17 protein-coding genes, 1 tRNA gene and 1 pseudogene are annotated in these 22,546 nt (G+C 73.0%); 11 read left to right on the top strand and 8 right to left on the bottom strand.

Annotation, left to right across the window (positions count from 1 at the left end; genetic code table 11):
• Positions 1-45: 45 nt before the first annotated feature.
• Positions 46-726 carry a hydrogen peroxide-dependent heme synthase gene (gene hemQ, locus FE251_RS06780; protein WP_139073255.1) on the bottom strand — a complete coding sequence of 227 codons (681 nt, stop codon included), beginning with the start codon at positions 724-726 and terminating at the stop codon, positions 46-48.
• Between the two features lie 159 nt (positions 727-885).
• Positions 886-1,992 carry a ferrochelatase gene (locus FE251_RS06775; protein WP_139948340.1) on the bottom strand — a complete coding sequence of 369 codons (1,107 nt, stop codon included), beginning with the start codon at positions 1,990-1,992 and terminating at the stop codon, positions 886-888.
• A gap of 120 nt (positions 1,993-2,112) precedes the next feature.
• Between FE251_RS06775 and FE251_RS06770 the strand changes: the two genes are divergently transcribed.
• From FE251_RS06770 to FE251_RS06735, 8 genes are all read left to right on the top strand, one after another.
• The gene (locus tag FE251_RS06770) at positions 2,113-3,174 is read left to right on the top strand and encodes a FecCD family ABC transporter permease (protein ID WP_139948339.1); all 1,062 of its coding nucleotides are present in this window, start codon (positions 2,113-2,115) and stop codon (positions 3,172-3,174) included.
• Positions 3,171-3,977, top strand: coding sequence for an ABC transporter ATP-binding protein (locus tag FE251_RS06765; RefSeq protein ID WP_139948338.1), 807 nt, complete (start codon positions 3,171-3,173; stop codon positions 3,975-3,977). Before FE251_RS06770 ends, FE251_RS06765 begins: the two co-directional genes overlap by 4 nt.
• Positions 3,978-3,988: 11 nt before the next feature.
• Positions 3,989-4,957 carry an ABC transporter substrate-binding protein gene (locus FE251_RS06760; protein ID WP_139073259.1) on the top strand — a complete coding sequence of 323 codons (969 nt, stop codon included), beginning with the start codon at positions 3,989-3,991 and terminating at the stop codon, positions 4,955-4,957.
• A gap of 47 nt (positions 4,958-5,004) precedes the next feature.
• The gene (locus FE251_RS06755; RefSeq protein WP_139948337.1) at positions 5,005-5,787 is read left to right on the top strand and encodes a FadR/GntR family transcriptional regulator; all 783 of its coding nucleotides are present in this window, start codon (positions 5,005-5,007) and stop codon (positions 5,785-5,787) included.
• Positions 5,788-5,818: 31 nt separating this feature from the next.
• On the top strand, positions 5,819-6,643 hold the full coding sequence (locus FE251_RS06750) for a hypothetical protein (protein ID WP_139948336.1): 825 nt from the start codon (positions 5,819-5,821) through the stop codon (positions 6,641-6,643).
• 165 nt (positions 6,644-6,808) lie between these two features.
• On the top strand, positions 6,809-7,282 hold the full coding sequence (locus FE251_RS06745; RefSeq protein ID WP_139948335.1) for a hypothetical protein: 474 nt from the start codon (positions 6,809-6,811) through the stop codon (positions 7,280-7,282).
• A gap of 247 nt (positions 7,283-7,529) precedes the next feature.
• The gene (locus tag FE251_RS06740) at positions 7,530-8,288 is read left to right on the top strand and encodes a sulfite exporter TauE/SafE family protein (RefSeq protein ID WP_139073261.1); all 759 of its coding nucleotides are present in this window, start codon (positions 7,530-7,532) and stop codon (positions 8,286-8,288) included.
• A gap of 107 nt (positions 8,289-8,395) precedes the next feature.
• Positions 8,396-9,847 carry an alanine/glycine:cation symporter family protein gene (locus FE251_RS06735; protein WP_230976573.1) on the top strand — a complete coding sequence of 484 codons (1,452 nt, stop codon included), beginning with the start codon at positions 8,396-8,398 and terminating at the stop codon, positions 9,845-9,847.
• 2 nt (positions 9,848-9,849) lie between these two features.
• Here FE251_RS06735 and FE251_RS06730 read toward each other — a convergent pair whose 3' ends face one another.
• Together FE251_RS06730 and FE251_RS06725 are read right to left on the bottom strand one after the other, a co-directional pair.
• A complete protein-coding gene (locus FE251_RS06730) occupies positions 9,850-10,449 on the bottom strand; it encodes a hypothetical protein (RefSeq protein ID WP_139948334.1) in 600 nt (199 codons plus the stop codon).
• A gap of 10 nt (positions 10,450-10,459) precedes the next feature.
• A complete protein-coding gene (locus FE251_RS06725) occupies positions 10,460-12,550 on the bottom strand; it encodes a peptidoglycan recognition protein family protein (RefSeq protein WP_139948333.1) in 2,091 nt (696 codons plus the stop codon).
• Between the two features lie 367 nt (positions 12,551-12,917).
• On the opposite strand from FE251_RS06725, the gene FE251_RS06720 reads away from it, so the two are divergent.
• Entirely contained in the window at positions 12,918-14,213 is a 1,296-nt protein-coding gene (locus FE251_RS06720; protein ID WP_139948332.1) for an AI-2E family transporter, read from the top strand.
• A gap of 139 nt (positions 14,214-14,352) precedes the next feature.
• Here the strand turns inward: FE251_RS06720 and FE251_RS06715 are convergent.
• A tRNA-Leu gene (locus FE251_RS06715) sits at positions 14,353-14,438 on the bottom strand.
• Positions 14,439-14,643: 205 nt separating this feature from the next.
• On the opposite strand from FE251_RS06715, the gene FE251_RS06710 reads away from it, so the two are divergent.
• Positions 14,644-16,029, top strand: a complete 1,386-nt coding sequence (locus FE251_RS06710) for an AI-2E family transporter (RefSeq protein ID WP_230976572.1) — start codon at positions 14,644-14,646, stop codon at positions 16,027-16,029.
• On the opposite strand, the gene FE251_RS06705 is transcribed toward FE251_RS06710, so the two are convergent.
• From FE251_RS06705 to FE251_RS06695, 3 genes and pseudogenes are all read right to left on the bottom strand, one after another.
• Positions 16,016-16,549 carry a GNAT family N-acetyltransferase gene (locus tag FE251_RS06705; RefSeq protein ID WP_139948330.1) on the bottom strand — a complete coding sequence of 178 codons (534 nt, stop codon included), beginning with the start codon at positions 16,547-16,549 and terminating at the stop codon, positions 16,016-16,018. The genes FE251_RS06710 and FE251_RS06705 overlap by 14 nt on opposite strands.
• Positions 16,550-16,602: 53 nt before the next feature.
• Positions 16,603-19,896 carry an error-prone DNA polymerase gene (locus FE251_RS06700; protein WP_139948329.1) on the bottom strand — a complete coding sequence of 1,098 codons (3,294 nt, stop codon included), beginning with the start codon at positions 19,894-19,896 and terminating at the stop codon, positions 16,603-16,605.
• A gap of 173 nt (positions 19,897-20,069) precedes the next feature.
• Positions 20,070-20,447 (bottom strand): annotated as a pseudogene (locus tag FE251_RS06695) (imine reductase family protein); the annotation flags it as partial.
• A 162-nt stretch (positions 20,448-20,609) separates the two neighbouring features.
• Between FE251_RS06695 and FE251_RS06690 the strand changes: the two are divergent.
• On the top strand, positions 20,610-22,520 hold the full coding sequence (locus FE251_RS06690; RefSeq protein WP_139948327.1) for an LTA synthase family protein: 1,911 nt from the start codon (positions 20,610-20,612) through the stop codon (positions 22,518-22,520).
• Positions 22,521-22,546 lie beyond the last annotated feature (26 nt).

The following is a 22,546-nucleotide window of genomic DNA, read 5'->3' as shown; positions in this document are numbered from 1 at the left end:
ACGGTCGGTCAAGCACCCACGCCCCACCCACCGACGAGTGCGGTGCTAGCCCCGCGGGAGGCGGTCGATGAGGTCGCCGAGCTCGCGGCGCGGCCCGGTGAAGAACGGGACCTCCTCACGGACGTGGCGGCGCGCCTCGGTGTTGCGCAGCTCGCGCATGAGGTCGACGATCCGGCCGAGGTCGTCGGCCTCGAAGCCGAGCAGCCACTCGTAGTCCCCGAGCGCGAACGAGGAGATCGTGTTCGCGCGGACGTCCCCGTAGTCGCGGGCGGCCAGCCCGTGCTCGCGCAGCATCGTGCTGCGCTCCTCGGGCGGCAGGAGGTACCACTCGTAGCTGCGGACGAACGGGTAGACGCACAGGTAGCCGCGCGGCTCCTCGCCCATGATGAACGAGGGCAGGTGGGAGCGGTTGAACTCCGCCTCGCGGTGGGTGCCCACCTGGGACCACACCGGCTCGAGGACCGCACCGAGGCGGCTGGCGAGCAGCCGGTGGTAGGCCTCCTGCACCGCCTCGACGTCCTCGGCCCACCACCACACCATGACGTCGGCGTCGGCGCGGAAGCCCGCGACGTCGTACCAGCCGCGCACGGTGAGGCCGGGCACCGACTCCACCGACTCGAGCGCCTCGCTGACCATCGCGCCGCGGGCGGCGTCGTCCTCCGGGAGCGGCAGGACCGCACGGAAGACGCTGTACATCACGTAGGCGCTGGTGGGCTGGTCGGACATGGAGGGCGCTCCTCGGCAGGTGGGTGGTGGTGAGGTCCGGTCCCGCACAGAAGTCGGCTGTCGAGCGGAAGTCGGCTCTCGCGGGAGAGGGGGTGGGGGGTGGGGGGTGGGGCTGGGGGGGCTGGGGCTGGGGGTTGGGTGGGTCGAGCGGGGGCGGGGTCAGTCGGCGGGGCCGGCGAGGACGGGGATGCCGGTGACCTCGCCGTGGCGCATGCGGCAGCTCCCGGGAGGGGCGACGTCGGGGAAGGCGGGCAGGTCGCCGCGCACGACGACCTCCGGGTCCTCCCCACGCTCACGCGCCGCACGCTCGAGCACGAGGTCGACGATCCCGCCGACGAACTCCGGCGCGACGCCGGCCGTGGCCGCGCGGGCGGCGTGCAGGCCGAGCTCGCGCGCGGTCTCCATCGCCTCGGTGTCGAGGTCCCAGGCCACCTCCATGTGGTCGGAGATGAACCCGATCGGCGCGATGACGACGCGGCGGACGCCGGACTCGGCGAGCTCGGCGAGGTGGTCGTTGACGTCGGGCTCCAGCCACGGCGTGCGGGGGTCGCCCGAGCGCGAGCAGTAGGACAGCGAGGAGGTGACCTCCAGCCCGCGCTCGCGCAGGGCGGCGTCGATGACGCTGCGGACGTCCTCGTGCTGCTCGCGGTAGCCCGGGCCGGTGACGGCCGAGGCGTCCTGCATGGTGTCGGGGATGGAGTGGGTGACGTAGGCGATGTGCAGGCCCTCACCGGCGGGGAGCTCCTCGACGGCGCGCAGGACGGCGGCGGTGTTGGCGTCGACGAAGCCGGGGTCGTTGAAGAAGGGCCGGATGATGTCGATCTCCAGGCCGGCGCCGCCCGTCTCGGCGTCGAGCTCGGCGACGGCGGCGGCGAGGTGCTCGCGGTACTGGCGGCTGCCGGAGTACGAGGCGTAGGCGCTGGTGACGAGGACGATGATGCGCCGCGCGCCGAAGGCGTGCGCGTCGCGCAGCGTGTCGACCGTGTAGGGGTGCCAGTTGCGGTTGCCCCAGAGCACGGGGAGGTCGAGCCCCCGCCGCTGCAGCTCCCCGGAGAGCGCGGCGCGCAGCGCGAGGTTCTGCTCGTTGATCGGGCTGCGCCCGCCGAAGGCGAAGTAGTGCTCGCCCACCTGCTCCAGCCGCTCCTCCGGGACCCCCTTGCCGCGCACGACGTTGCGCAGGAAGGGCACGACGTCCTCGGTGGCGTTCGGCCCTCCGAAGGAGCACACGAGGAGGGCGTCGTAGGGAGTGACGGAGGGCGCGGGCATCGGTGGGCTCCAGGAACCGGGGGACGGGGATGCGCTCACCGTAACATCTGACGAAGAACTTGATCTGATGAAGTCGATGTGCCAGGTTGGACCGTTCCCTCCCCCCGCCCGAGGACCTCGATGACCCAGCTGGACAGCCCGTCACACACGACGACGACGGCGCACCCGGTCCTCCCCCGGCGACGCTCGCGCAGGGCGCTGTGGCTCGGTGGCGCAGCCGCTCTCGCGCTCGTCCTCGCCGTCCTCCTCAGCGTCGGCCTCGGCACGCTGCGCCTGGACCCCCTCGAGGCGGTGCGCGCCGCCCTCGTGGCCCCCGACTCCTCCCAGGTGAGCACGGTCGTGTGGTCGATCCGGCTGCCCCGGATCGTCGTCGCCGTCCTCGTCGGCGGGGCGCTGGCCGGGGTCGGCGTCGTCATGCAGGCGGTGTTCCGCAACCCGCTCGCCGACCCGGGCGTCACGGGCGTGTCCTCCGGCGCCGCCGTGGGCGCCGTCGCCGGGATCACCCTCGGCCTGGGCGGGTCGCTCCAGTGGGGTGTGCCGCTCGCCGCGTTCGCCGGGAGCCTGGCCGTGGCGCTCGCCCTCCAGGCGGTGCTCCACGCGAACCGCGGGGCGAGCACCTACACCCTCATCCTCGTCGGCGTGTCGATCAACGCCTTCGCCGGCGCGGTGATCTCCGTGCTCGTCGCCAACGCCAAGGACGACGCACTCGCCCGCGGCGCGGTCTTCTGGCTCGCCGGTGACCTCGAGCTGCGGACGTGGAACCACGCGGCGATGGCGGTCGTGCCCATCGTGCTGGGCCTCGCGCTCCTCCTCACCCGCACCCGGGCGCTGGACGCCCTGCTCCTCGGCGACGACGTCGCGGCCACCTCCGGCTACGACGTCCACCGCACCCGCCTCGTCCTCCTGCTGGTCGCCTCGCTCGTCACCGGTGCGGCCGTCGCGGTCTCCGGGGTCATCAGCTTCGTCGGGCTCGTCGTGCCCCACGCCGTGCGGCTCGTCATCGGCGCCAAGCACTCCCTGCTGCTGCCCATCTCGGTCGTCTGCGGCTCGCTGTTCCTCGTCCTCGCCGACACCGCCGCCCGGGCGGTCTCCACGACGGCGGTCGTCCAGACCGGTGCGGTGAGCGCCGTCGTCGGCGCCCCGGTGTTCCTCGCCCTGCTCCTGTCCCGGCGGACCGCATGACCGACCTCGTCCTCGACCGTCTCGTCGCCCACCGCGGCCGGCCCCTGTTCGAGCCGGTGAGCGCCGCCCTGCCGCCGGGGACGCTGCTCGGGCTCGTCGGCCCCAACGGCGCGGGCAAGTCGAGCCTGCTGTCCGCCATCGTCGGCAGCGGCGTCACGTCCAGCGGCACCGCGCGCTACGGGGAGGCCGACCTCCACCGCCTGCGCCCACGCCGGCTGGCCGAGGTGCTCGCCTACATGACGCAGGACAGCTACGCCCCGAACGAGCTGCGGGTACGCGACGTCGTCGCCGTCGGCGCGCGGGCCACCCCGGCCGCCGGGCCGGTCGACGTGCGCACGGCGGCCGCCCTGGAGCGCCTCGACGTCGCCCACCTCGCCGACCGCAGCTACGCGCGTCTGTCCGGCGGTGAGCGCCAGCTCGTCCAGGTGGCGCGTGTCGTCGCCCAGCACGCCCCCGTCATGCTCCTCGACGAGCCCACCTCGGCCCTCGACCTGGGCCACCAGCTCACGGTCATGCACGTGCTGCGCCGGCACGCCACGGACGGCCACATCGTCGTCGTCACCATGCACGACCTCACCCAGGCGCTGCGCTGGGCGGACCAGGTGGCCGTGGTCGCGGGAGGCACCGTGACCTTCGGGACGCCGGCCGACGTCATCACCCCCGAGCTCATCCACCGCGTCTACGGGGTCACCGCCGAGGTCTTCGACTCCCCCGGCGGCTCCCCCACCCTCAGCCTCGTGCGGCCGTCCGACCCGACGCCCGCCACCCTCACCCGCCCCGGCCCCGCCGCGGCACGTCCCTGAGAGGCCGCTCCATGCGCCCCCGTCTCCTCACCACCGTCGCCGCCGTCCTCACCCTCGCGGCCTGCTCCTCCCCCACGACCTCCGGGGCCCCCGCCCCGGCGGCGACGACCGACGACGCCGCGTTCCCGCGCACCGTCGAGGTCCCCGCCGGCCGCGAGCTGGCGGCGGACGAGGTCGTCCTCGAGCGCCGGCCCGAGCGGGTCGCGGCGCTCACCTACGAGACCGCCGCCGTCGTCGCCGAGCTCGGCGCCGCCGACCGGCTCGTCATGGTGCCCGAGGCGGCGGCGAACCCCGTGCTGTCCGACCACCCCGGCGAGATGGCCGCCGTCGAGCACCACATCACGAGCGAGAGCAGCGTGGACGTCGAGGCGGTCATCGCCGCCCAGCCCGACCTCGTCGTGCTCAACGACCGGCACGGCCTGGAGGCCGGGGTCGGCCAGGTGCTCGAGGGCGCCGGGATCCCCGTCCTCGTCCTGCCCAACACGTGGGCGAGCGTCGAGGACATGACGACGAACATCGACCTCGTCGGCCAGGCCCTGGGCACCGAGGACGCGGCCGCGGCGCTCACCGAGGAGCTCGCGGCGGGGCTCGTCGACGAGTCCTCCGCGGACGGTCCGCGCGTCCTCGTCCTCAGCAACCAGGCCGGGCGGCCCTTCGTCACCGCCGGTGGCGCGTTCCCGCTCGAGCTGCTGCGCCTGGCCGGCGCGGTGGACGCCAGCGCGGACCTCGGCATGGTGCGCTCCGGGCCGATCACCGCCGAGCAGGTCATCGCCGCGGAGCCGGACCGCATCCTCCTCATCGACATGAACGGCTCGGGCGACGCGATCTTCCGTCCGCTGCTCGACACCCCGGCCGTCGCCCGGCTGGCGGCGCTCACCGAGCACGAGCCGCTGCTCCTCGAGGGCAAGCAGGTCCAGGCGCTCGGGCTGACGAGCACGGTCGAGGGTCGCGCCGCGATCGCCGAGTGGCTGACCCGCTGAGCGGGGCGCGGCCTACACTGACGCGGACCGGCGAGCGCGGGAGAACCATGGCGACGACGACGAACGGCACCGAGCGGGCGCGCACGACGCTGGCCTACCTGCGCCGGCAGATCACCACCGGGGAGTGGGAGGTGGGCGCCCGCATCCCCATCGAGCCCGAGCTCGCCGAGACGCTCGGCGTCGGCCGCTCGACGATCCGCGAGGCGGTGCGCTCCCTGGCGAGCATCGGCATGCTCGAGACGCTGCCCGGACGCGGCACGTTCGTCCGCTCGAGCACCCCGACGAGCGCCGTCCTCACCGAGTTCCTCACCGCCTACACCCTGGAGGAGCTGCTCAGCTACCGGCGGGCGCTGGAGGTCGAGGCCGCCCAGCAGGCGGCGCTCCACCGCACCCCGGAGGACGTCGCGGCGCTCGAGGCCGCCGTCGCCGAGCACGTCGCGCGCTCCCACTGCCCCGCCTTCGGCAGCGCGGAGGGCACGGCGCGGCTCGCCGCGCGCTTCCACTACCTGCTGTTCGACGCGGCGAGGAACCGGCTGCTCGCCTCGCTGTACGCCGGGATCAACGAGCGCCTCGCCACCCCGGGCCACGTCGAGCGGCTCACCCACGCGAGCGACGCCCGCACCATGCAGGCCGAGCACGAGCGCATCGTCGACGCCGTGCGGCGCGGCGACTTCATCGACGCGGTCCACGCCATGGCCGACCACATGGACAACGACCTCGTCATCATCACGCCCGACGACGAGATCATCCCGCCGCTGCGCCGCTCGGCCGGGGACCAGGAGCGCATCGACGCCGCGCGGGTGCGCAGCCGGGAGCGCGCCGCCGGCTAGGCGCCCGACTCCGCTGCTAGCGTGCCGATGCATGGATCCCACCGCCGCACTCCGCTCCATCGAATCAGTCCTCCGTGCGGCTATCCATCGCGTCTTCGACGGCGAAGATTGGCTCGACACCAAGGGGGCTCCCACTCGCGAGAGTTTGACTGCCAAGCGAGCGGAAGAGGAGAAACGCAGAGACGGGGTTCTGACATCGCAGGACCTTCTCGAATACGTCGAGACATATCATCTCACGCGGATCGTGTTGAACTCATGGGAGTTATTCAAACCCATATTTGACGACAAAAAGCGGACGGAGACATACTTCGGGCTAGTCGATGATGTACGCAACTCGATCGCCCACAGCCGAGATCTAGTCCCTTATGAGGAAGACCTCCTATCCGGGGTGGCGCAACACCTAAGTAACCAGCTTTCTCTGTACGGCACTGCAGGGAACCCTGCGGCACGCTATTATCCGTCTATCGAACGGGTCGTCGACTCACTGGGCTCGGCAGGCAGCATCGATGAGTCCGGCACGATCGTCCGGGCGCCCCGACTCGAAGTCGGACAAGTACTCAGGTTTCGTGGCCGCGCAGTTAGCGCGCGAGGAAAACAAGTCACTTGGTACTTGTCGCGCCCGATCGAACTGGGGGTCGGCAGCGTAGAATGGGAAATGCACGACGGGCTATCGCTCGACTACGAGTGGACAGTCACCGAGCGCGAGGTCGGAGAGGCCCGCATCTACGCAGTACTGCTGGTTTCCGAGTCCAGGTATCACCGGCACCCGCCCAGTTACTTTACGGACAGGGCGTTTGACGACGTCAGGCACTTCCAATACTCGGTGAATCCTCCTCTGGAGGAACCTCTACCCTAATGCTGCTCCCGACGATCGGAGCCCCGATCCGTGGGCGCCCTGGGCTGGCCGCCCAGGCGACAGGACACGACCAGCAAAGGCTCAGTCCGTTGCACAGATCCTGCCGGACGATCGGCCACGCGGTGCGGCGCTAGCGGCTAGTGCTCCCGTCGGCAGTCTCCAACCATGGACCCAGCGCTCTACGGCCTTGCCGGTGTCGTCATCGGCGGAATCATCGGTGCGGGTGGGCAAGTCGTGGCGGAGCGACTACGCCAGCACGGAGAGTCTAGGCGCGAGGCACGTCGCATCCGCGAGAAGATCTATATTGACGCTCTTGGAGTGGTGCATGACTTCGTTTACAACATGTACTTGTACATCCTTTACAGGGGAGCCCTGAGCGAGCCGTCAATGGCGACTGAAGTCAAGGCGGTCATGGATGCCAGCGACGAACTAACGCCAGAGTTGCGTCGCTACGCCATTCTCGCAGAGGCAATGGGCAACAAGGAGCTAGGGCAGCACATAGACAAACTCGCAGGCTCTCCTTTGATTCTCCTTGCGGATGGCGTCGGCCCCGCCTCGGTAGATGTCCGGGCCCTGGTCGACGAACACCGCAATGCAATTATTCGACTAATCGCTCGCGACATGGGCTTCGCTAGCTAACGTGAGAGAACAGGCCCCGGGTAGTCCTGGGCCTTCGGGCGGGCGAAGCCGCGCAGGCAGCGGTAGGTCGCCGTAGTCGGCGAGAACGAAAGACTCCGAAGACACAGGTCCCGACGACGAGATCATCCCGCCGCTGCGCCGCTCGGCCGGGGACCAGGAGCGCATCGACGCCGCGCGCGTGCGCAGCGCCCAGGAGCGCGCCGCCGGTTAGGCGCGCCTCCCCGCCGCGCGGCCCCGATGCCGCAGGATGGCCGGCGTGGATCCCGGTGTGCTCGCGGCGGTGCTCGGCGCCGTCGTGCTCGGCGGGGTCCTCCAGCGCACGAGCGGGATGGGCACCGGGCTCGTCGTCTCCCCCACCTTCGTCCTGCTCGTCGGGCCGGTGGCGGGCGTCATGCTCACGAACGTCACGACCGTGGCCTCGGCCCTCGCCCTCACCCTCGTCATGCGCCGCGACATCGACTGGCGCCGGTTCGTGCGGATCGCCCCGGCGATCGTCGTCGGCTCGGTGCCCGCGGCGCTCGTCGTCCGGGCGACGGACGCCGGGTGGCTCGAGGTCGTCATCGGCGGCGCCCTCCTCCTCGCCCTCGCCCCGATCGCCTTCTCCTGGCGACTGCCGGACCTGGGCCGCCTCGCGGCGCCGGTCGCCGGGGTGACCGGGGGGTTCCTCAACACTGCGGTCGGGGTGGGCGGTCCGGCCGTGCTCCTGTACGCCCACGCGACGAGCTGGTCCCAGCGCGCCTTCGCCGCCACCCTCCAGCCGATCTTCCTCACGATGGGCGCCGTCTCGCTGCTGACGAAGTGGGCGGTCGGGGCGACGAGCGGGCCGGACGCGCTGCCGGGGTGGCCGCTCGTGCTCGCCGCCGTCGCGAGCGTGCCGCTCGGCGTCGTGCTCGGCGGGTGGGTGGCCCGCCGGGTGAGCGCCCGGACGGCCCGGCGCACCGCCGTCGCCCTCGTGACGGTCGGGGCGACGACGACGCTCGTGCGCGGCCTGCTCGCCGTCCTCTGAGAGAGCCCCGCCACCGATCCGCGACATCCGGCGCGTACCCCGCGGGGTCCGGGACCGTCCGTGGCACAGTGTCCCCTCGACCGGCGGATGCAGACCTGGGGGTAGCGATGGACGACATCATGACGGCGGTGGCCGACTTCTTCGAGGACGTGTCGGCAGTGGTGTGGGGACCGTTCGTCCTCATCCCGCTCCTCTTCGGCGTCGGCCTCGTCCTCACCGTGCGGCTGCGCGGGCTGCAGTTCCGCAAGCTCGGGGTGGCGCTGCGGCTGGGCCTGATCACCCGGCGCGACGAGGGCGCCGAGGACGGCGACGTCTCCCAGTTCCAGGCGCTGACGACGGCGCTGGCGGCGACCGTCGGCACCGGCAACATCGTCGGTGTCGCGACGGCCATCGCGATCGGCGGTCCCGGCGCGCTGTTCTGGATGTGGGTGACCGGCCTGGTCGGCATGGCCTCGAAGTACACCGAGGCGTTCCTCGGCGTGTACTACCGGCGCACCGACGCCGCCGGGGAGAAGTCCGGCGGCCCGCAGTACTACCTCCGGCGCGGCATCCGCGGGCCGCTCGGCGCGATCCTCGCCCTGTTCTTCACGATCGCCGCGATCATCGCCTCCTTCGGCATCGGCAACATAGCGCAGGGCAACTCGATCGCCACGAACCTCGACCGCTCCTTCGGGATCGAGCCCTGGGTCACCGGCCTCGTGCTCAGCCTCTTCGCGCTCCTCGTGCTCGTCGGCGGCATCAAGTCGATCGGGCGGGTGACGGCCGGCTTCGTGCCGGTCATGATCGTCTTCTACGTCGCCGGCGCGCTGTTCATCCTCGCGACGAACGTCACCGAGCTGCCTGCCGCTCTCGCGCTCGTGTTCACCGACGCCTTCACGGGCACGGCCGCGACCGGCGGGTTCATCGGCTCGACGATCATCATCGCGGTGCAGCTCGGCGCCGCCCGCGGCATGTTCTCCAACGAGTCCGGCATGGGCTCGGCCGCCATCGCCGCCGCCGCCGCCAAGACCTCCCACCCGGTGCGCCAGGGCCTCGTGTCGATGACGCAGACCTTCATCGACACGATCATCGTCGTGTCCTGCACCGGCCTGGTCATCATCACGACGGGCGCCTGGGACCTCGGCGAGGACAACGCCGCGACGATGACCGGCACCGCCTTCGCCAGCGGCCTGCCCGGCGGGTGGGGCCACTACGTCGTGACGATCGCGCTGGTGATGTTCGCGTCCTCGACCATCCTCGGCTGGGCCTACTACGGCGAGCGGTGCGTCGAGCGGCTCGTGGGTCGCGGCGGCGTCATGCCCTACCGGATCATCTTCTCGGTGGTCGTCTACCTCGGGTGCACCGTCTCCCTCGATGCGGTGTGGAACTTCTCCGACGTCATGAACGGTCTCATGGCGATCCCCAACCTCATCGGCCTGCTCCTCCTCTCCGGGCTCGTCGCCCGCGAGACCAAGCGGTACCTCGACAACGACCCGAGGCTGACGGCCACGACCGAGGAGGTGCGCGCCTTCGCTCCGCACGCCTTCGCGGACGACGACGACGCCCTGCCCCGTCGCTGAGCTCAGGCGTCGGGCCGCAGGACGCGCTCGGCGAAGGCCGCGACGACGGCGAGGACCGTCCGCTCGAGGTCGTGGGACTCCTCCCAGGGGCCGGGCAGGAGGAGGCTGTGGTCGGCCTCCGGCAGCTCGAGGACGTCGACGGCCGAGCGGGCCGCCACGTCCGGGTCCCAGAACCGGTCGCGGGTGCCGCCGACGAGCAGCGCGGGGGCGGGGTAGCCGGCGAGCGACTGCGCCACCTCGGGGCGCCCGAGCAGAGGGGTGAGCCAGACGCCGGGGAGCGCGTGGCGCGCTGCCCAGCCCGCGGCGAGAGTGCCGAGGGACTTGGCGACGACGAGCGTGGTGCCGGCGGCCCGCCGCCGCGCGTAGAGGTCCGCGGCGACACCCTCGACGAACGGCGTCGCCGCTGCCGGCTCGACGTCGTCGACCGACCAGCGCACGGTCGTGCACCACCAGCCCTGCTCGTGGAGCATCCGCAGCGTCCACGACAGGAGCGGGTGGTCGATGCCGTAGCCGCGGCCGGGCAGGACGAGCGCGTCGCCGACCGGGTCGCCCGGCAGCGCCGGGCGCTGCGCGGAGTACTCGACGACCTCGACCCGGGGCATGTCGCGAACCCTACTGGCTCGGGCGGTAGACCCCGAGGGTGTCGGTCCGGTCGCCGTTCCAGTCGCCGACGAGGACGGCGTCGTTCTCCCGGCCGTAGGGGATGACGAGGTCGGCCGGGCCCGTCGCGATGCGGTTCTTCACGTGGTAGACCGCGCCCCGGCGCACCGCGAAGGAGTCCACGCCGTCACCGTCCCAGTCGCCGACGAGCATGGTGTCGCCCGGCTTCCCGTACGCGATGACATGGTCGGCCGGCCCGCCGGCGACGTTGTTCTTCACGTGGAGGATCGCGCCGCGACGGACCGCGAAGGTGTCCTTGCCGTCGGCGTTCCAGTCCCCGACGAAGACCTCGTCGCCCGGGCGGCCGTAGACGAACTCGTGGTCGGCCGCCCCGCCGAGCACCTTGTTCTTGATGTAGAAGGTCGCCCCGCGGCGCACCGCGATGGAGTCCTTGCCGTCACCGTCCCAGTCCCCGATGAAGACCTCGTCGTCCGCCCGCCCGTAGGCGATCGTCCACGCGGGCGCGTCGGGGGCGTTCTCGTTGTAGACGCTGAAGACGTTGCCGCTGCGCGTCCCGAGGGTGTCGGTGCCGTCCCCGTCCCAGTCCCCGACGACCACCCGGGCACCCTCGACGCCGAACGGGTACTCGACGTCCGCGACGGGGCCCCACCCGTTGTTGAGGTAGACGTGGCCCGCGGCCGGGACGGGCTCGGGGGCCGGCGTGGTCGGGGTGCTCGGCAGCTGCGGCCCGGCGGCCGCGATGCGGGCGTCGGCGGCGCGGGCGAGCCAGCCCATGCGCGAGTAGATGTCGTCGCCCGGGCAGGCGGTGGCCGAGACGTCGCGGTGGGCGAAGACCCTGCCGAGGTTCTGGCCCTGGGGGCGGGCAGAGGTGCCGGGCGAGATCATCCCGGACGCCTCCGTCGCGCTGAGCCCGGCGGGGCCGAACTGCCAGGCGACGACGTCGGCGAGGGCGTTCATCGCGGCCGCGGGCACGCCGGTCGTCGTGTAGTCACCCATGACGCTGAGGCCGACGCTGCCGGTGTTGAACGGGGCGGCGTGGGCGCCGACTGGCATCGTCCCGGTCGCGGCGGTGAGGCTGCCCTTGCGTCCCTCGTACACCCGGCCCCACCGGTCGACGAGGAAGTTGTAGCCGATGTCGCCCCAGCCGCGGCTGACCGCGTGGTAGTTGTAGATGCCGCGCACGATGCTCGCGCTCTGGCTCTGGGTGTAGCTGTTGGTGCCGGCGGTGTGGTGGACGATCGCGGCCTTGAGCGCGACGGGCTTGGGCGTCCACGTCATCTTCGACTCGTCGGCGCCCCACCCGGAGCGGCTGACGACGCTCGGCGTCAGGCTCGCCGTGGCCACCGCGGAGGTCATGAGCGCGGACTCCTCGGCGACGTCAGCGCTCGTCGTGCTCGCGGTCGTGGCCGCCGTCCGGGCAGCGGGCTGCTCGTAGGACAGTGCCGCGGCGGCAGCGGGCGCGACGGGCTCCGTCGTGGGCGCCACCGCGGCCGCCGGGGCGTCCTCGGCGAGGACGACCTCCTCGTCCCCCGGCCACTCCGGGGTGAGGCTGAGGCGGATGTTCGGGGGCAGCGACTCGGCCTGCCCGGTGATCTGCACCTGGACCGCCTCCGCGGCGGCCGCGATGTACGGCTCGGTCCCTCCGACGGCGCCCGGCTCGTCCGTCGCGCCCTCGACCTCGAGCTCGGCCCACTCCTGCCACTGCCCGTCCTCCATCACCCGGATGAACACGGCGGCGTCCGCCGGCATCGCGTCCGCGCCGTCCCAGGTGACGCCGGCGACGTAGAACTCGCTCGTGGCGATCGGGGCGGTGAGCACGGCGACGCCCGCGGGGACACCGGACTGCGCTGCAGCGGCGTCCGTGCCGACGGACGAGCGGCCCGCTGCGGCGGCGGGCGTGGCGGCGAGGGCCTCGAGACCGTCGTCGGCCAGGGGCGTGAGCGCGCCGTCCTCGGCGGTGAGCGCGATGACGCTCACCGGCTCCTCGGGGCCGCTCGCCGTCTGCGCCGCCGCCGGGAGGAGCCCACCGACCGACAGTGTCGAGACGAGGAGGACCGGGCCGAAGGACCTGAGCAGAGACATGGGAGCACGACGTCCAATGGGAGTGGGTGGCGGTACCGCTGACGCCACAAGGGCCTCACCGGCACCAATCGTCACAATGGCACCATAGTTGAGGACTCCCCGTGCTGTCGCTCACCCATATCGGGCGAACCCCCGCGAACTGAGGAAAACGACCGCACTCATCCGCGCGGTCTCGACACCCCTGGGGGTCTCGTCGCCCGTGCACGCGCCCGACAGCCCGTCGCCGCGCTCGGCGGCCTCGGCCTCACGCCGCGGCTGACCGGGGCCGCCTGTCCCCCGCGCTGAGCCCGCGCCGCCCGCACCGTCCGCCCCGCGTCGCGGGCACCTCGGACGTGCGGGAGCATCACCTCACACGGAGGAGGCGCCGATGAGGAAGCAGCGCAGGGCAGCACGGGCCGGCTCGGACGCCGCCACGAGCCCGGCACCCGACCACGACGTCGGCGCGGTCGCAGCGCCGGACGAGCCCTCCTCTCGCGCCGCGCGCGACCCGGGCAGGACGACCCGGGTGCTGCTCGACCCCGGCAACGTCTGGCGCACCGGTCTCGTCGTCGTCGGCCTCATCGTCCTCGTCGTCGTGGGCCGCTTCGTCCTCGCCCAGGGACGCTCGCTCATCTTCATCGTCGTGATGGCGTGGTTCGCCTCGCTCGCGATGGAGCCGGCGGTCGCCTGGCTGTCCCGACACATGCGCCGCGGCGCGGCGACCGGCCTCACCTTCGCCGCCATCGTCCTCTTCCTCGTCGTCTTCTTCGGGCTGTTCGGCCAGCTCATCGTCGAGCAGGTGAGCGCGCTCGTGCAGAGCGCACCCGACCGCGCCCGTGACGCCCTGGACTGGGTGAACCAGCGGCTGGGCACGAGCTACTCCTTCGACGACCTCACCCGCAACCTCGACCTCACCTCCGACCGAGCCGCCGGTCTGGCCACCCAGCTCGCGGGCGGCCTGGTCGCGGCCCTCGGCTCCATCGCGGGGGCGGTGGCGAGCTTCTTCATGTTCGCCCTCCTGCTGTTCTACCTGTCGGCGGACGGTCCGCGCCTGCGCCGCTGGATCGCCTCGCTCTTCCCGCCCCCGATCCAGAAGACGACGCTCGTCGTGTGGGACACGACGGCGGAGAAGACCGGACGGTACGTCACGGCCCGCCTCACCCTCGCGGCGGTCAACGCCACCGCCAGCACCATCGTCTTCCTCGTCATCGGCCTGCCGTCGTGGCTCGCGCTCGGCCTGTGGACCGGCCTCGTCGCGCAGTTCGTCCCGGCGATCGGCACGTACATCTCGATCGTGCTGCCGACGCTGGTCGGGCTGCTCAGCCCCAACCCGTGGCTCGGCGTCATCGTCGTGGGCTGGGCCGTGCTCTACCAGCAGGTGGAGAACCTCACGATCGAGCCGCGGATCAGCGCCCGCGCCGTCAACGTCCACCCGGCGGTGAGCTTCGGCTCCGTCATCCTCGGGACCTCCCTGTTCGGGATCGCCGGCGCGCTGCTCGCCATCCCGGTCATCGCCATGCTGCTCACCCTGCTCGACCTCTACCGCACGCGCTACGAGCTCGTCCCCGAGCTCGACGCGCCACCGGGCTCGGCCGCTGCCCACCCGGGCCGCGACCCCGCTCACGGCCCACCCGCGACCCGGCCCGACGACGCCGCGCCCGAGGGCCCGGCGTCCTCCGCCTGACGGGGGACAGAGGCACCGCCGGCACGTCCCGCCGATCTCTCGTCGCCTCATCGCGCCCGACCTCAGCGCACATGCGCCCGGAACGGCGAAGGACCCGCCGGGCCCCGGCTCTCGCCGAGATCCTGCGGGTCCTGCTCTGTGTCCGAGGGGGGACTTGAACCCCCACGCCCTAATACGGGCACTAGCACCTCAAGCTAGCGCGTCTACCTATTCCGCCACCCGGACGAGTGGTTCGCCATCAGCCCGGGGGCCGTTGGCGACGCGGGTAAACATAGCACGGCGCGACCGTGCGTTTCGAACCCGTACGGCCCGTTCCCGGCGAATGTGTCGAGCGCCACCGGGAGGGCGCCGGACACCGCCGTGTCACCGGGCCGCGACGCCTCCGGTAGGTCACACTGGGCACGGTTCACGGACTGGAGGAGGATGCGGGATGAGGCTCTTCGGCAAGGTGCGTAGTCTGCGCCCGGCCTCCCCCGACGCGCCCTCGGGCCCGGCGCCCTCCCCGGCCGGGCGGTCGCTCGGACGGGCCGCGCGGATGCCGCGTGCGGCGTCGGCGTCCGGCCGGCTCACCGTCCGCCGGATGCCCGAGCGGGCGGCGCGCGCCGACCGCGAGACGTTCGACGTGCCGCACTGGCTGCGCCGATACGGCCTCATGGCGTGGCTGTTCATCGGCATCGTCATCGTCGTCGCCGCGGTCGTGTTCGCCACCAGCCGGATCCAGGTGGTGTTCATCGCCGTCTTCCTCGCCCTCGTCGTCACCTCGGTGCTCTACCCGGTGGTGAGCTACCTCGCGCGGGTCATGCCCCGGCCGCTGGCGACGGTGATCGCGATGCTCGGCTCCCTCGCGGTCGTCGCCGGGATCTTCACCTACGTCATCACCTCGGTCGCCGGGCAGTGGTCCGACCTCGCCGACCAGTTCGGGCAGGGCATCGACGACATCTTCACCTTCCTCGAGACGGGCCCGCTGCCGGTCCACTTCACCCAGCAGGAGATCTACGACTCGATCAACACCTTCATCGGCGAGGCGCAGCAGTACATCTCAGCGAACGCCGGCACCCTCGCCGGTCAGGTGCTGAGCAACGCCGGCACCGTCGCGCTCATCTTCACGGTCCTCGCGCTGAGCATCTTCGTCACCGTCTTCTTCCTCACCCGCGGCGCGGACATGTGGCGCTGGTTCCTCAACCAGATGCCCGCCCGCTCGCGGGAGAACGTCCACCGCGCGGCGAGTGCCGGCTGGTACACGTTCGCCGGCTACGCGCGCGGCACCGTCATCATCGCCACCGCCGACGGCCTCATGGCCTTCGTCCTCCTCCTCATCGTCGGGGTGCCCCTCGCCGCGCCGCTCGCGGTGCTCGTCTTCATCGGCGCGTTCATCCCGCTCATCGGTGCCCCGCTCGCCATGATCATCGCGGCGGTCGTCGCGCTCGCGGCCGGGGGCATCGTCGACGCGCTCATCGTGACGATCGGCGTGGCCCTCATCGGGCAGATCGAGGGGCACCTGCTCCAGCCGCTCGTCATGGGCAGGCAGGTCTCCCTCCACCCCGTCGTCGTCGCCCTCGGTGTGACGGCGGGGACCTTCCTCGCGGGGCTGCTCGGCGCGATCGTCGCGATCCCCATGCTCGCCGTCGTCTGGGCCGTCTACGCCGCCCTCCACGTGCCCGACCCGCCCATCGAGGGCAACCTGCCCGACTCCAAGCTCGTCGCCGAGGGCATCAACCGCAGACGCCGGCGGTACAACGAGCGGGCGGTCGGCAACGCCGAGGACGAGCCCTCGTTCACCGGCGCAGACCCCGGCCTGACGCTCAGGCCCCGGTGAACGGCTTCGCGAAGGCGAACGTGCCGGTGAGCCCGGCGTACGCGGTGAGCGTGCGGACCTGGAACGCCGCGCCCCACGACGGGTCCGGCGCGCCCACGCCGACCGTGTCCGCGGGGACGAAGCCGAACCGGCCGTAGAAGGCGGGGTCACCGAGCAGGCCGACGAGCGGCTCCCCGAGGGCGTCGGCGGCACCGAGGACCGCGTGCATGAGCGCCGTCCCCACGCCCGCGCGCTGCCGGTCCGGCAGGACGCTCACCGGGCCGAGCGCGAGCACCGGCTCCGCGCCGACCCGGGCGCGGGTGGCGAGGACGTGGCCGACGACGTCACCGTCCTCCACCGCCACCATGGACAGCTCGGGGATCCACGCGGGGTCCGCGCGCAGCCGCGCGAGGAGCGCGACCTCGCCGGGGTCCCCACCCGGCTCGACGGGCGGCGCACTGTGTGGGGCGCTGCGGAACGCCGCGCTCGTCAGGGCGCTGACGACAGCGACGTCGGCGGGCAGCTCGCGGCGGATGAGCACGTGGCCAGCCTCTCCCCGCCGTCGGGTGTCGTCAACGCCTTTGCACGGGCGGGTCAGCGGAAGTCGCGCGAGCGGGAGGCGACCCGCAGCGGCAGGGCGCGCACGTGGTCGGCGACGAGGTTGAGCACCCCGTCCCCGCGCTCGACCGTCCCGCGCACGACGAGCGCCGCACTCGTCCGGGCGACCTGCCGGTAGCGGGCCCACAGCCCGGGGCTGCACACGACGTTGAGCAGGCCGGTCTCGTCCTCCAGCGACAGGAACGTCACCCCGCCCGCCGTCCCGGGCCGCTGCCGGTGGGTGACGACGCCGGCGGCCTCGACGCGGGTGCCGGACGCGCAGCCCGCGAGGGAGGCGATCGTGCGGATCCCGCGGGCGGTGAGGTCGGGGCGCAGGAACTGGGTGGGGAAGCTGTCCGGGGAGACGCCGGTCGCCCAGACGTCGGCCACCGCCGTCTCGACCTCGTCCATCCCCGGGAGCATCGGGGCCTCGTACCCGACGGCGGTGTGCGGCAGGGTGGCGTGCTCCTGGGCGAGCACGCCGGCGGCCCACAGCGCCTCGCGCCGCTCCAGGCCGAAGCAGTCGAGCGCGCCGGCGGTGGCGAGGGCCTCGAGCTGGGCGGCGGTGAGCCGCACCCGCCGGGCGAGGTCGGCGAGGTCGGCGAACGGGCCGCCGGTCTCCCGCTCGGCGACGAGCCGCTCGGCGGTCCGCTCCCCGATGCCGCGGACGGGCGCCAGCCCCAGGCGCACCGCGAGCGCCGGGTCCGGGTCCACGAGCCGCCGGCCGGCCGGGTCGCGCGGCACGTCCGCGTCGTCGGGCACTCCCCCGGCCTCGTGCGGCACGTGCCGCTCGACCACTGCCTGCGCCCCGGAGGTCTGGACGTCGGCACGCAGGACGCGCACCCCGTGGCGGCGGGCGTCGGCGGCGAGCGTCTGCGGGGAGTAGAAGCCCATCGGCTGGGCGGCGAGCAGCGCCGCGTAGAAGGCCTCGGGGTGGTGCACCTTGAGCCACGCGCTGGCGTAGACGAGGTAGGCGAAGGAGAAGGCGTGGGACTCGGGGAAGCCGAAGTCCGCGAAGGCCTTGAGCTTGTCGTAGATCTTCCCCGCGACCTCCTCGGTGACGCCGTTGCGTGCCATCCCCTCCATGAGCCGCGCGCGCAGCGCCTCCATCCGCTCGGTGGAGCGCTTGGAGCCCATCGCCTTGCGCAGCTGGTCCGCCTCGGCAGGACTGAAGCCGGCGACGTCGATGGCGATCTGCATGAGCTGTTCCTGGAACAGCGGCACCCCCAGGGTCTTGGCGAGGGCCGGCTCGAGCAGCGGGTGGAGGTAGGTGACCGGCTCCCGACCCCGGCGGCGGTTGATGTAGGGGTTGACGGAGTCGCCCTGGATGGGGCCGGGCCGGATGAGCGCGACCTCGACGACGATGTCGTAGAAGGTGCGCGGCCGCAGCCGCGGCAGGGTGGCCATCTGGGCGCGGGACTCGACCTGGAAGATGCCGACCGTGTCCGCCGCGCACAGCAGGTCGTAGACGCGCGGGTCCTCCTGCGGCAGGGAGTGCAGGCCCACCGGCGGGGCGCCCGGCGCCGCGTGCGCGTTGACCTCCGCGAAGGCGAGGCGCAGCGCGGTGAGCATCCCCAGGCCGAGGAGGTCGAACTTCACCAGCCCGGCGTCGGCGCAGTCGTCCTTGTCCCACTGCAGGACGGTGCGTCCCGGCATGGTCGCCCACTCCACGGGGCACACCTCGATGACCGGCCGGTCGCACAGCACCATCCCCCCGGAGTGGATGCCGAGGTGGCGGGGCAGGCGCAGCATCCGCTCGGCGACGTCGACGACCTCCTCGGGGATGGCGCCGACGTCGTCGGCGGGCGCGGGGCCGCGACCGTCCCGGGCGCCGCGGGCGTCGCCGCCGTCGTCGGGGCTGCGCAGGCTGCGCCACCGCTCGATGGACTTGCTCCACGCGTCCTGCTGCCCGACGTCGTAGCCGAGCGCGCGGGCGGCGTCCCGCACCGCCGAGCGCGGCCGGTAGGAGATGACGTTGGCCACCTGCGCGGCGTGGGTGCGCCCGTAGCGCTCGTAGACGAACTGGATGACCTCCTCGCGGCGGCCGGACTCGATGTCGAGGTCGATGTCCGGCGGGCCGGAGCGTCCCGGGGAGAGGAAGCGCTCGAACAGGAGCCGGTGCTGGACGGCGTCGACGGCGGTGATGCCGAGCGCGAAGCACACCGCGGAGTTCGCCGCCGAGCCGCGTCCCTGGCACAGGATCCCCTGCTCGCGGCAGAAGTCGACGATCTCGTGGACGATGAGGAAGTAGCCGGGGAAGTCGAGGTCGATGATGACCTCGAGCTCGTGCTCGATCATCGCGTAGGCGCCGGTGATCCGTTCGGCCCCGCGCGGCCCGTAGCGCTCGGCGGCGCCGCGGTAGGTGAGCTCGCGCAGCCAGGTGGCCTCGGTGTGCCCGGGTGGGACGGGGTGCGGCGGCAGGTTGGGGGCGACGAGCGCGAGGTCGAACGCGCACTCGGCGCCGAGCTCGGCCGCCGTCGTCACCGCCTGCGGGTGGCGGGCGTGGATCGCGGCCATCTCGACGGCGGAGCGCAGGTGGGCGGCGGTGGGCGGGCGCCAGCCGTCGATCTCCTCGAGGGTGGCGCGGGCGCGGACCGCGGCGAGGACGTCGGCGAGCGGCTGGTCGGCGGGCCGGGCGCAGTGGACGCCGCCGGTCGCCACGAGCGGGAGGCCCGCGGCGGCGGCGAGCTCGGCGAGCGCGTCGTTGCGCGCGGAGTCGAGCGGGTCGCCGGTGTCGGTGATCTCGACCGCGACGTTGCCGCGACCGAAGAGGGCGGTGAGCTCGTCGAGGGCGGCACGGGCGGCGGAGGGGCCACCGTCCGCGAGCGCCCGCCGCACCGCGCCCTTGCGACAGCCGGTGAGGACGAGCCACTGCCCGTCCGCGGCCTCCGCGAGCGCCGGCAGACGGTGGTCGCTGCGTCCCTTCTCCCCCGTGGCCAGGTGCCCCTCGGCGATGGCCCGGGACAGCGAGCGGTACCCCTGCGGCCCGCGCGCGAGGGCGAGCAGGTGCGTGCCGGGCGGGTCCATCTGCCCGGTGGCCCGCTCGGTCGCCCCGAGGGTGAGCTCGGCGCCGACGACGGCCGGCAGCCCGAGCCGGCGGGCTGCCTCGGCGAAGCGGACCACCCCGTACAGGCCGTCGTGGTCGGTGAGCGCCAGGGCCTCCAGGCCGAGACGGTGCGCCTCGACGGCCAGCTCCTCCGGCTGGCTCGCGCCGTCGAGGAAGCTGAACGCGGAGTGGGCGTGCAGCTCGGCGTAGCGCGGGGTCCGCACCCCACCTCGCTCGTCGTACATGTGTTCGAGTGTACGCCCGGTGCGGCAGGTCTACTCTCGCGTCATGGACGACGACGTCACCCAGCCAGTACCCGCTGACCCGGCCCCGGCGCCCCGCCCCGACCTCCGCCTCGCGGGCGGAGGAGGTAGCGACGGGTGGCCGGTCGAGCCGGCGACGCACACCTACGAGGAGGTCACCGACCCCCCTCCCCCTCCGGTGTGGTTCGACGCGCCGGACACCGACGGCTGACGGAGCACCTCCGCCACGCTCGCGAAGCTGTCCGCCCCGTGCCCGGCACGGACCCCCGCGCTGCGAGGTCGCGCAGCACCTGCGGCAGGCCGCCGTCGAGGCCGAGCTCCGCGCTCGTCGCGACGATGTGCTCGAGCGCCGCGAGCTCCATCGCCAGCCGGTCCTCCGTACCCGGGTAGCTGCCGGCGTCGACCTCGGCGGCGAGACCGGCGAACGTCTGCGGCAGGAGCGAGGCGATCTGCTCCGCGTAGGGCAGGAACCGCCGGGCGGACACACCCTGGGCGGTCGTCATCGCGGCGGCGTGGAGGAAGGAGGCCATCGCGGCGAAGTAGACCGAGCATGGCGACGTCGTGCCGCCCCAGGTGGTCTACTCCCCCTCGGGGAGAGGGGAGTCCCGGATGGACCGGATCTCAGCGATCCGCCGGGAACAGTGACGGTCGGCGGGCCGGGTTACCGTAGCCCCTGCCCACCCACCGCCGAGGAGGTGACGACGACGGACGAGGACCACGCGCCCAGCCCTGGCTCGCGCAGGCTGCTACTCGTCGCGCGCACCGTCCTGCTCCCGCTCGCGCTCACCGTGCTGCTCGCCGTCGCCCTCGCGCGCGGCATCGAGCTCGTCCACGTCCAGACCGAGCCGTGGCAGGAGCCCGCGGAGCGGTGGGCCTCGCTGCCGGGCCGGCTGCACCTGCTCGGCGCGCTCACCGTGTGGCCGTTCGTCGCGCTCCTCCTCGCCCTCACCGGCTCGTTGTGGGCCACCGCGCTCCTCTCCCTCGCCGCCGGGGCCGTCATCGCGGTCGCCGACCACGAGAAGATGACGATGCGCGGCGAGCCGCTCTTCCCGAGCGACATCGCCTACCTCGCCAACCCGGGGCTGCTCCTCGACTCCGCGGGGATCAGCACCCCGCTCGCCGTGGGCGCCGTCGTCCTCCTCCTCGGCGCGCTGGCCGCCGTCGCCCTGCTCTCCTGGCGCCGCCGGGACCGCCGGTCCCCCACCGAGCGACGGTGGCGCTGGGCCACCCGCGCCGCGCTCGGACCGGCCGCCGTCGTCGGCATCGTCGTCGTCTCCGGCTTCAACGAGTCCGACAACCCCCTGCGCGAGGCCTACGAGGACATCCCCATCACCTGGGCGTCGTGGAACCAGGTGCAGAACTACGCGGAGAACGGCTTCGTGGCCGGTGCGCTGTACAACCTGCCGGGCGAGGCGATGGCCCGGCCGGAGGGGTACGACGCCGAGCGGATGGCCGAGGTCGTCGCCACCTACGAGCAGGTGGCCGCCGCCGCCAACGCCGACCGCGACCCGGGCGCGCTCGACGACGTCAACGTCGTCCTCGTCCTCGCCGAGAGCTTCACCGACCCGACCCGCCTCGCGGGCCTGGAGGTGGCGGAGGACCCGATCCCCTTCACCCGCTCCCTCATGGAGCGCACCCCCTCGGGCACGATGCTCAGCTCCGGCTTCGGGGGCGGCACGGCGAACGTGGAGTTCGAGGTGCTCACCGGGATGGCGGTCGCCGGCTTCGAGCCGCAGATGCACGCCCCCTACCCCATGCTCATCCCGCACCAGGAGTCCTTCCCGTCGGTCGTCCACCGCCTGGGCGGCAACCACGGGACGCTGACCGTCCACCCCTACGCCGCGGGGTTCTACCGCCGCGAGACCGTCTACCCGCGGCTCGGGTTCGAGCGGTCGATCTTCCGGGACGGGATGACGCACCAGGACCGCGTGGACGCCGACATGCACATCTCCGACGCCGCGACGTACGCGGAGGTGCTCGACCAGCTCGACGCCTCGCAGGCGCCGCTGCTCGTCAACGTCGTGACGATGCAGAACCACAGCCCCTACCTCGGCAACCACCTCGACCCGATCGAGGTGAGCGGGGCGTTCGGCGACGACGCCGCCGAGGAGGTCGGGCAGTACCTGCGCGGCCTGCGGCACTCCGACGACGCCCTCGCCGACTTCCTCGCCGAGCTCGCCTCGCGCGAGGAGGAGACCGTCGTCCTGCTCTACGGCGACCACCTCCCGGCGATGTACCCCGACGAGGTGCGCTCGGCGAACGACGACCAGACGCTGCGCGAGACGCCGTGGCTGCTGTGGGCGAACACCGGGCTCACCGGCCTCGACGTGCCGCCGGTCCTCGGGCCCAACCACCTCGTCACCCAGCTGCTCACCGCCACCGGCGCCCCGCTCACGCCCTTCGACGCCCTGCTCACCGAGCTGGCGGGCGAGGTCGCGGCGGAGGAGGCGGGCATCGTCCTCGACGGGCAGGGGCGGCAGGTCGACCCGGAGGACCTCTCCCCCCGGGCCCAGGAGCTGCTGGAGGACTACCGGCTCGTGCAGTACGACCTGTCGGTCGGGGAGCGGTACGCGCTCGACCGGCTGCTGGAGGTCCCGGGCGACTGAGGCCCCCGGCCCGATGTCGGTGCCCG

Source organism: Georgenia wutianyii, from assembly GCF_006349365.1.
GTDB classification, from domain to species: Bacteria; Actinomycetota; Actinomycetes; order Actinomycetales; family Actinomycetaceae; genus Oceanitalea; species Oceanitalea wutianyii.
This window is presented reverse-complemented; position numbering and strand designations above follow the sequence as displayed.

Bases quoted from the DNA above. Each gene is read 5' to 3' on its own strand.
- FE251_RS06730 (WP_139948334.1), bottom strand. From the start codon at position 10,449: ATGCCCCGGGTCGAGGTCGTCGAGTACTCCGCGCAGCGCCCGGCGCTG.
- FE251_RS06770 (WP_139948339.1), top strand. From the start codon at position 2,113: ATGACCCAGCTGGACAGCCCGTCACACACGACGACGACGGCGCACCCG.
- FE251_RS06775 (WP_139948340.1), bottom strand. From the start codon at position 1,992: ATGCCCGCGCCCTCCGTCACTCCCTACGACGCCCTCCTCGTGTGCTCC.
- FE251_RS06735 (WP_230976573.1), top strand. From the start codon at position 8,396: ATGGACGACATCATGACGGCGGTGGCCGACTTCTTCGAGGACGTGTCG.
- FE251_RS06710 (WP_230976572.1), top strand. From the start codon at position 14,644: ATGAGGCTCTTCGGCAAGGTGCGTAGTCTGCGCCCGGCCTCCCCCGAC.
- FE251_RS06765 (WP_139948338.1), top strand. From the start codon at position 3,171: ATGACCGACCTCGTCCTCGACCGTCTCGTCGCCCACCGCGGCCGGCCC.
- FE251_RS06740 (WP_139073261.1), top strand. From the start codon at position 7,530: ATGGCCGGCGTGGATCCCGGTGTGCTCGCGGCGGTGCTCGGCGCCGTC.
- FE251_RS06745 (WP_139948335.1), top strand. From the start codon at position 6,809: ATGGACCCAGCGCTCTACGGCCTTGCCGGTGTCGTCATCGGCGGAATC.
- hemQ (WP_139073255.1), bottom strand. From the start codon at position 726: ATGTCCGACCAGCCCACCAGCGCCTACGTGATGTACAGCGTCTTCCGT.
- FE251_RS06760 (WP_139073259.1), top strand. From the start codon at position 3,989: ATGCGCCCCCGTCTCCTCACCACCGTCGCCGCCGTCCTCACCCTCGCG.
- FE251_RS06720 (WP_139948332.1), top strand. From the start codon at position 12,918: ATGAGGAAGCAGCGCAGGGCAGCACGGGCCGGCTCGGACGCCGCCACG.
- FE251_RS06755 (WP_139948337.1), top strand. From the start codon at position 5,005: ATGGCGACGACGACGAACGGCACCGAGCGGGCGCGCACGACGCTGGCC.
- FE251_RS06750 (WP_139948336.1), top strand. From the start codon at position 5,819: ATGGATCCCACCGCCGCACTCCGCTCCATCGAATCAGTCCTCCGTGCG.
- FE251_RS06700 (WP_139948329.1), bottom strand. From the start codon at position 19,896: ATGTACGACGAGCGAGGTGGGGTGCGGACCCCGCGCTACGCCGAGCTG.
- FE251_RS06725 (WP_139948333.1), bottom strand. From the start codon at position 12,550: ATGTCTCTGCTCAGGTCCTTCGGCCCGGTCCTCCTCGTCTCGACACTG.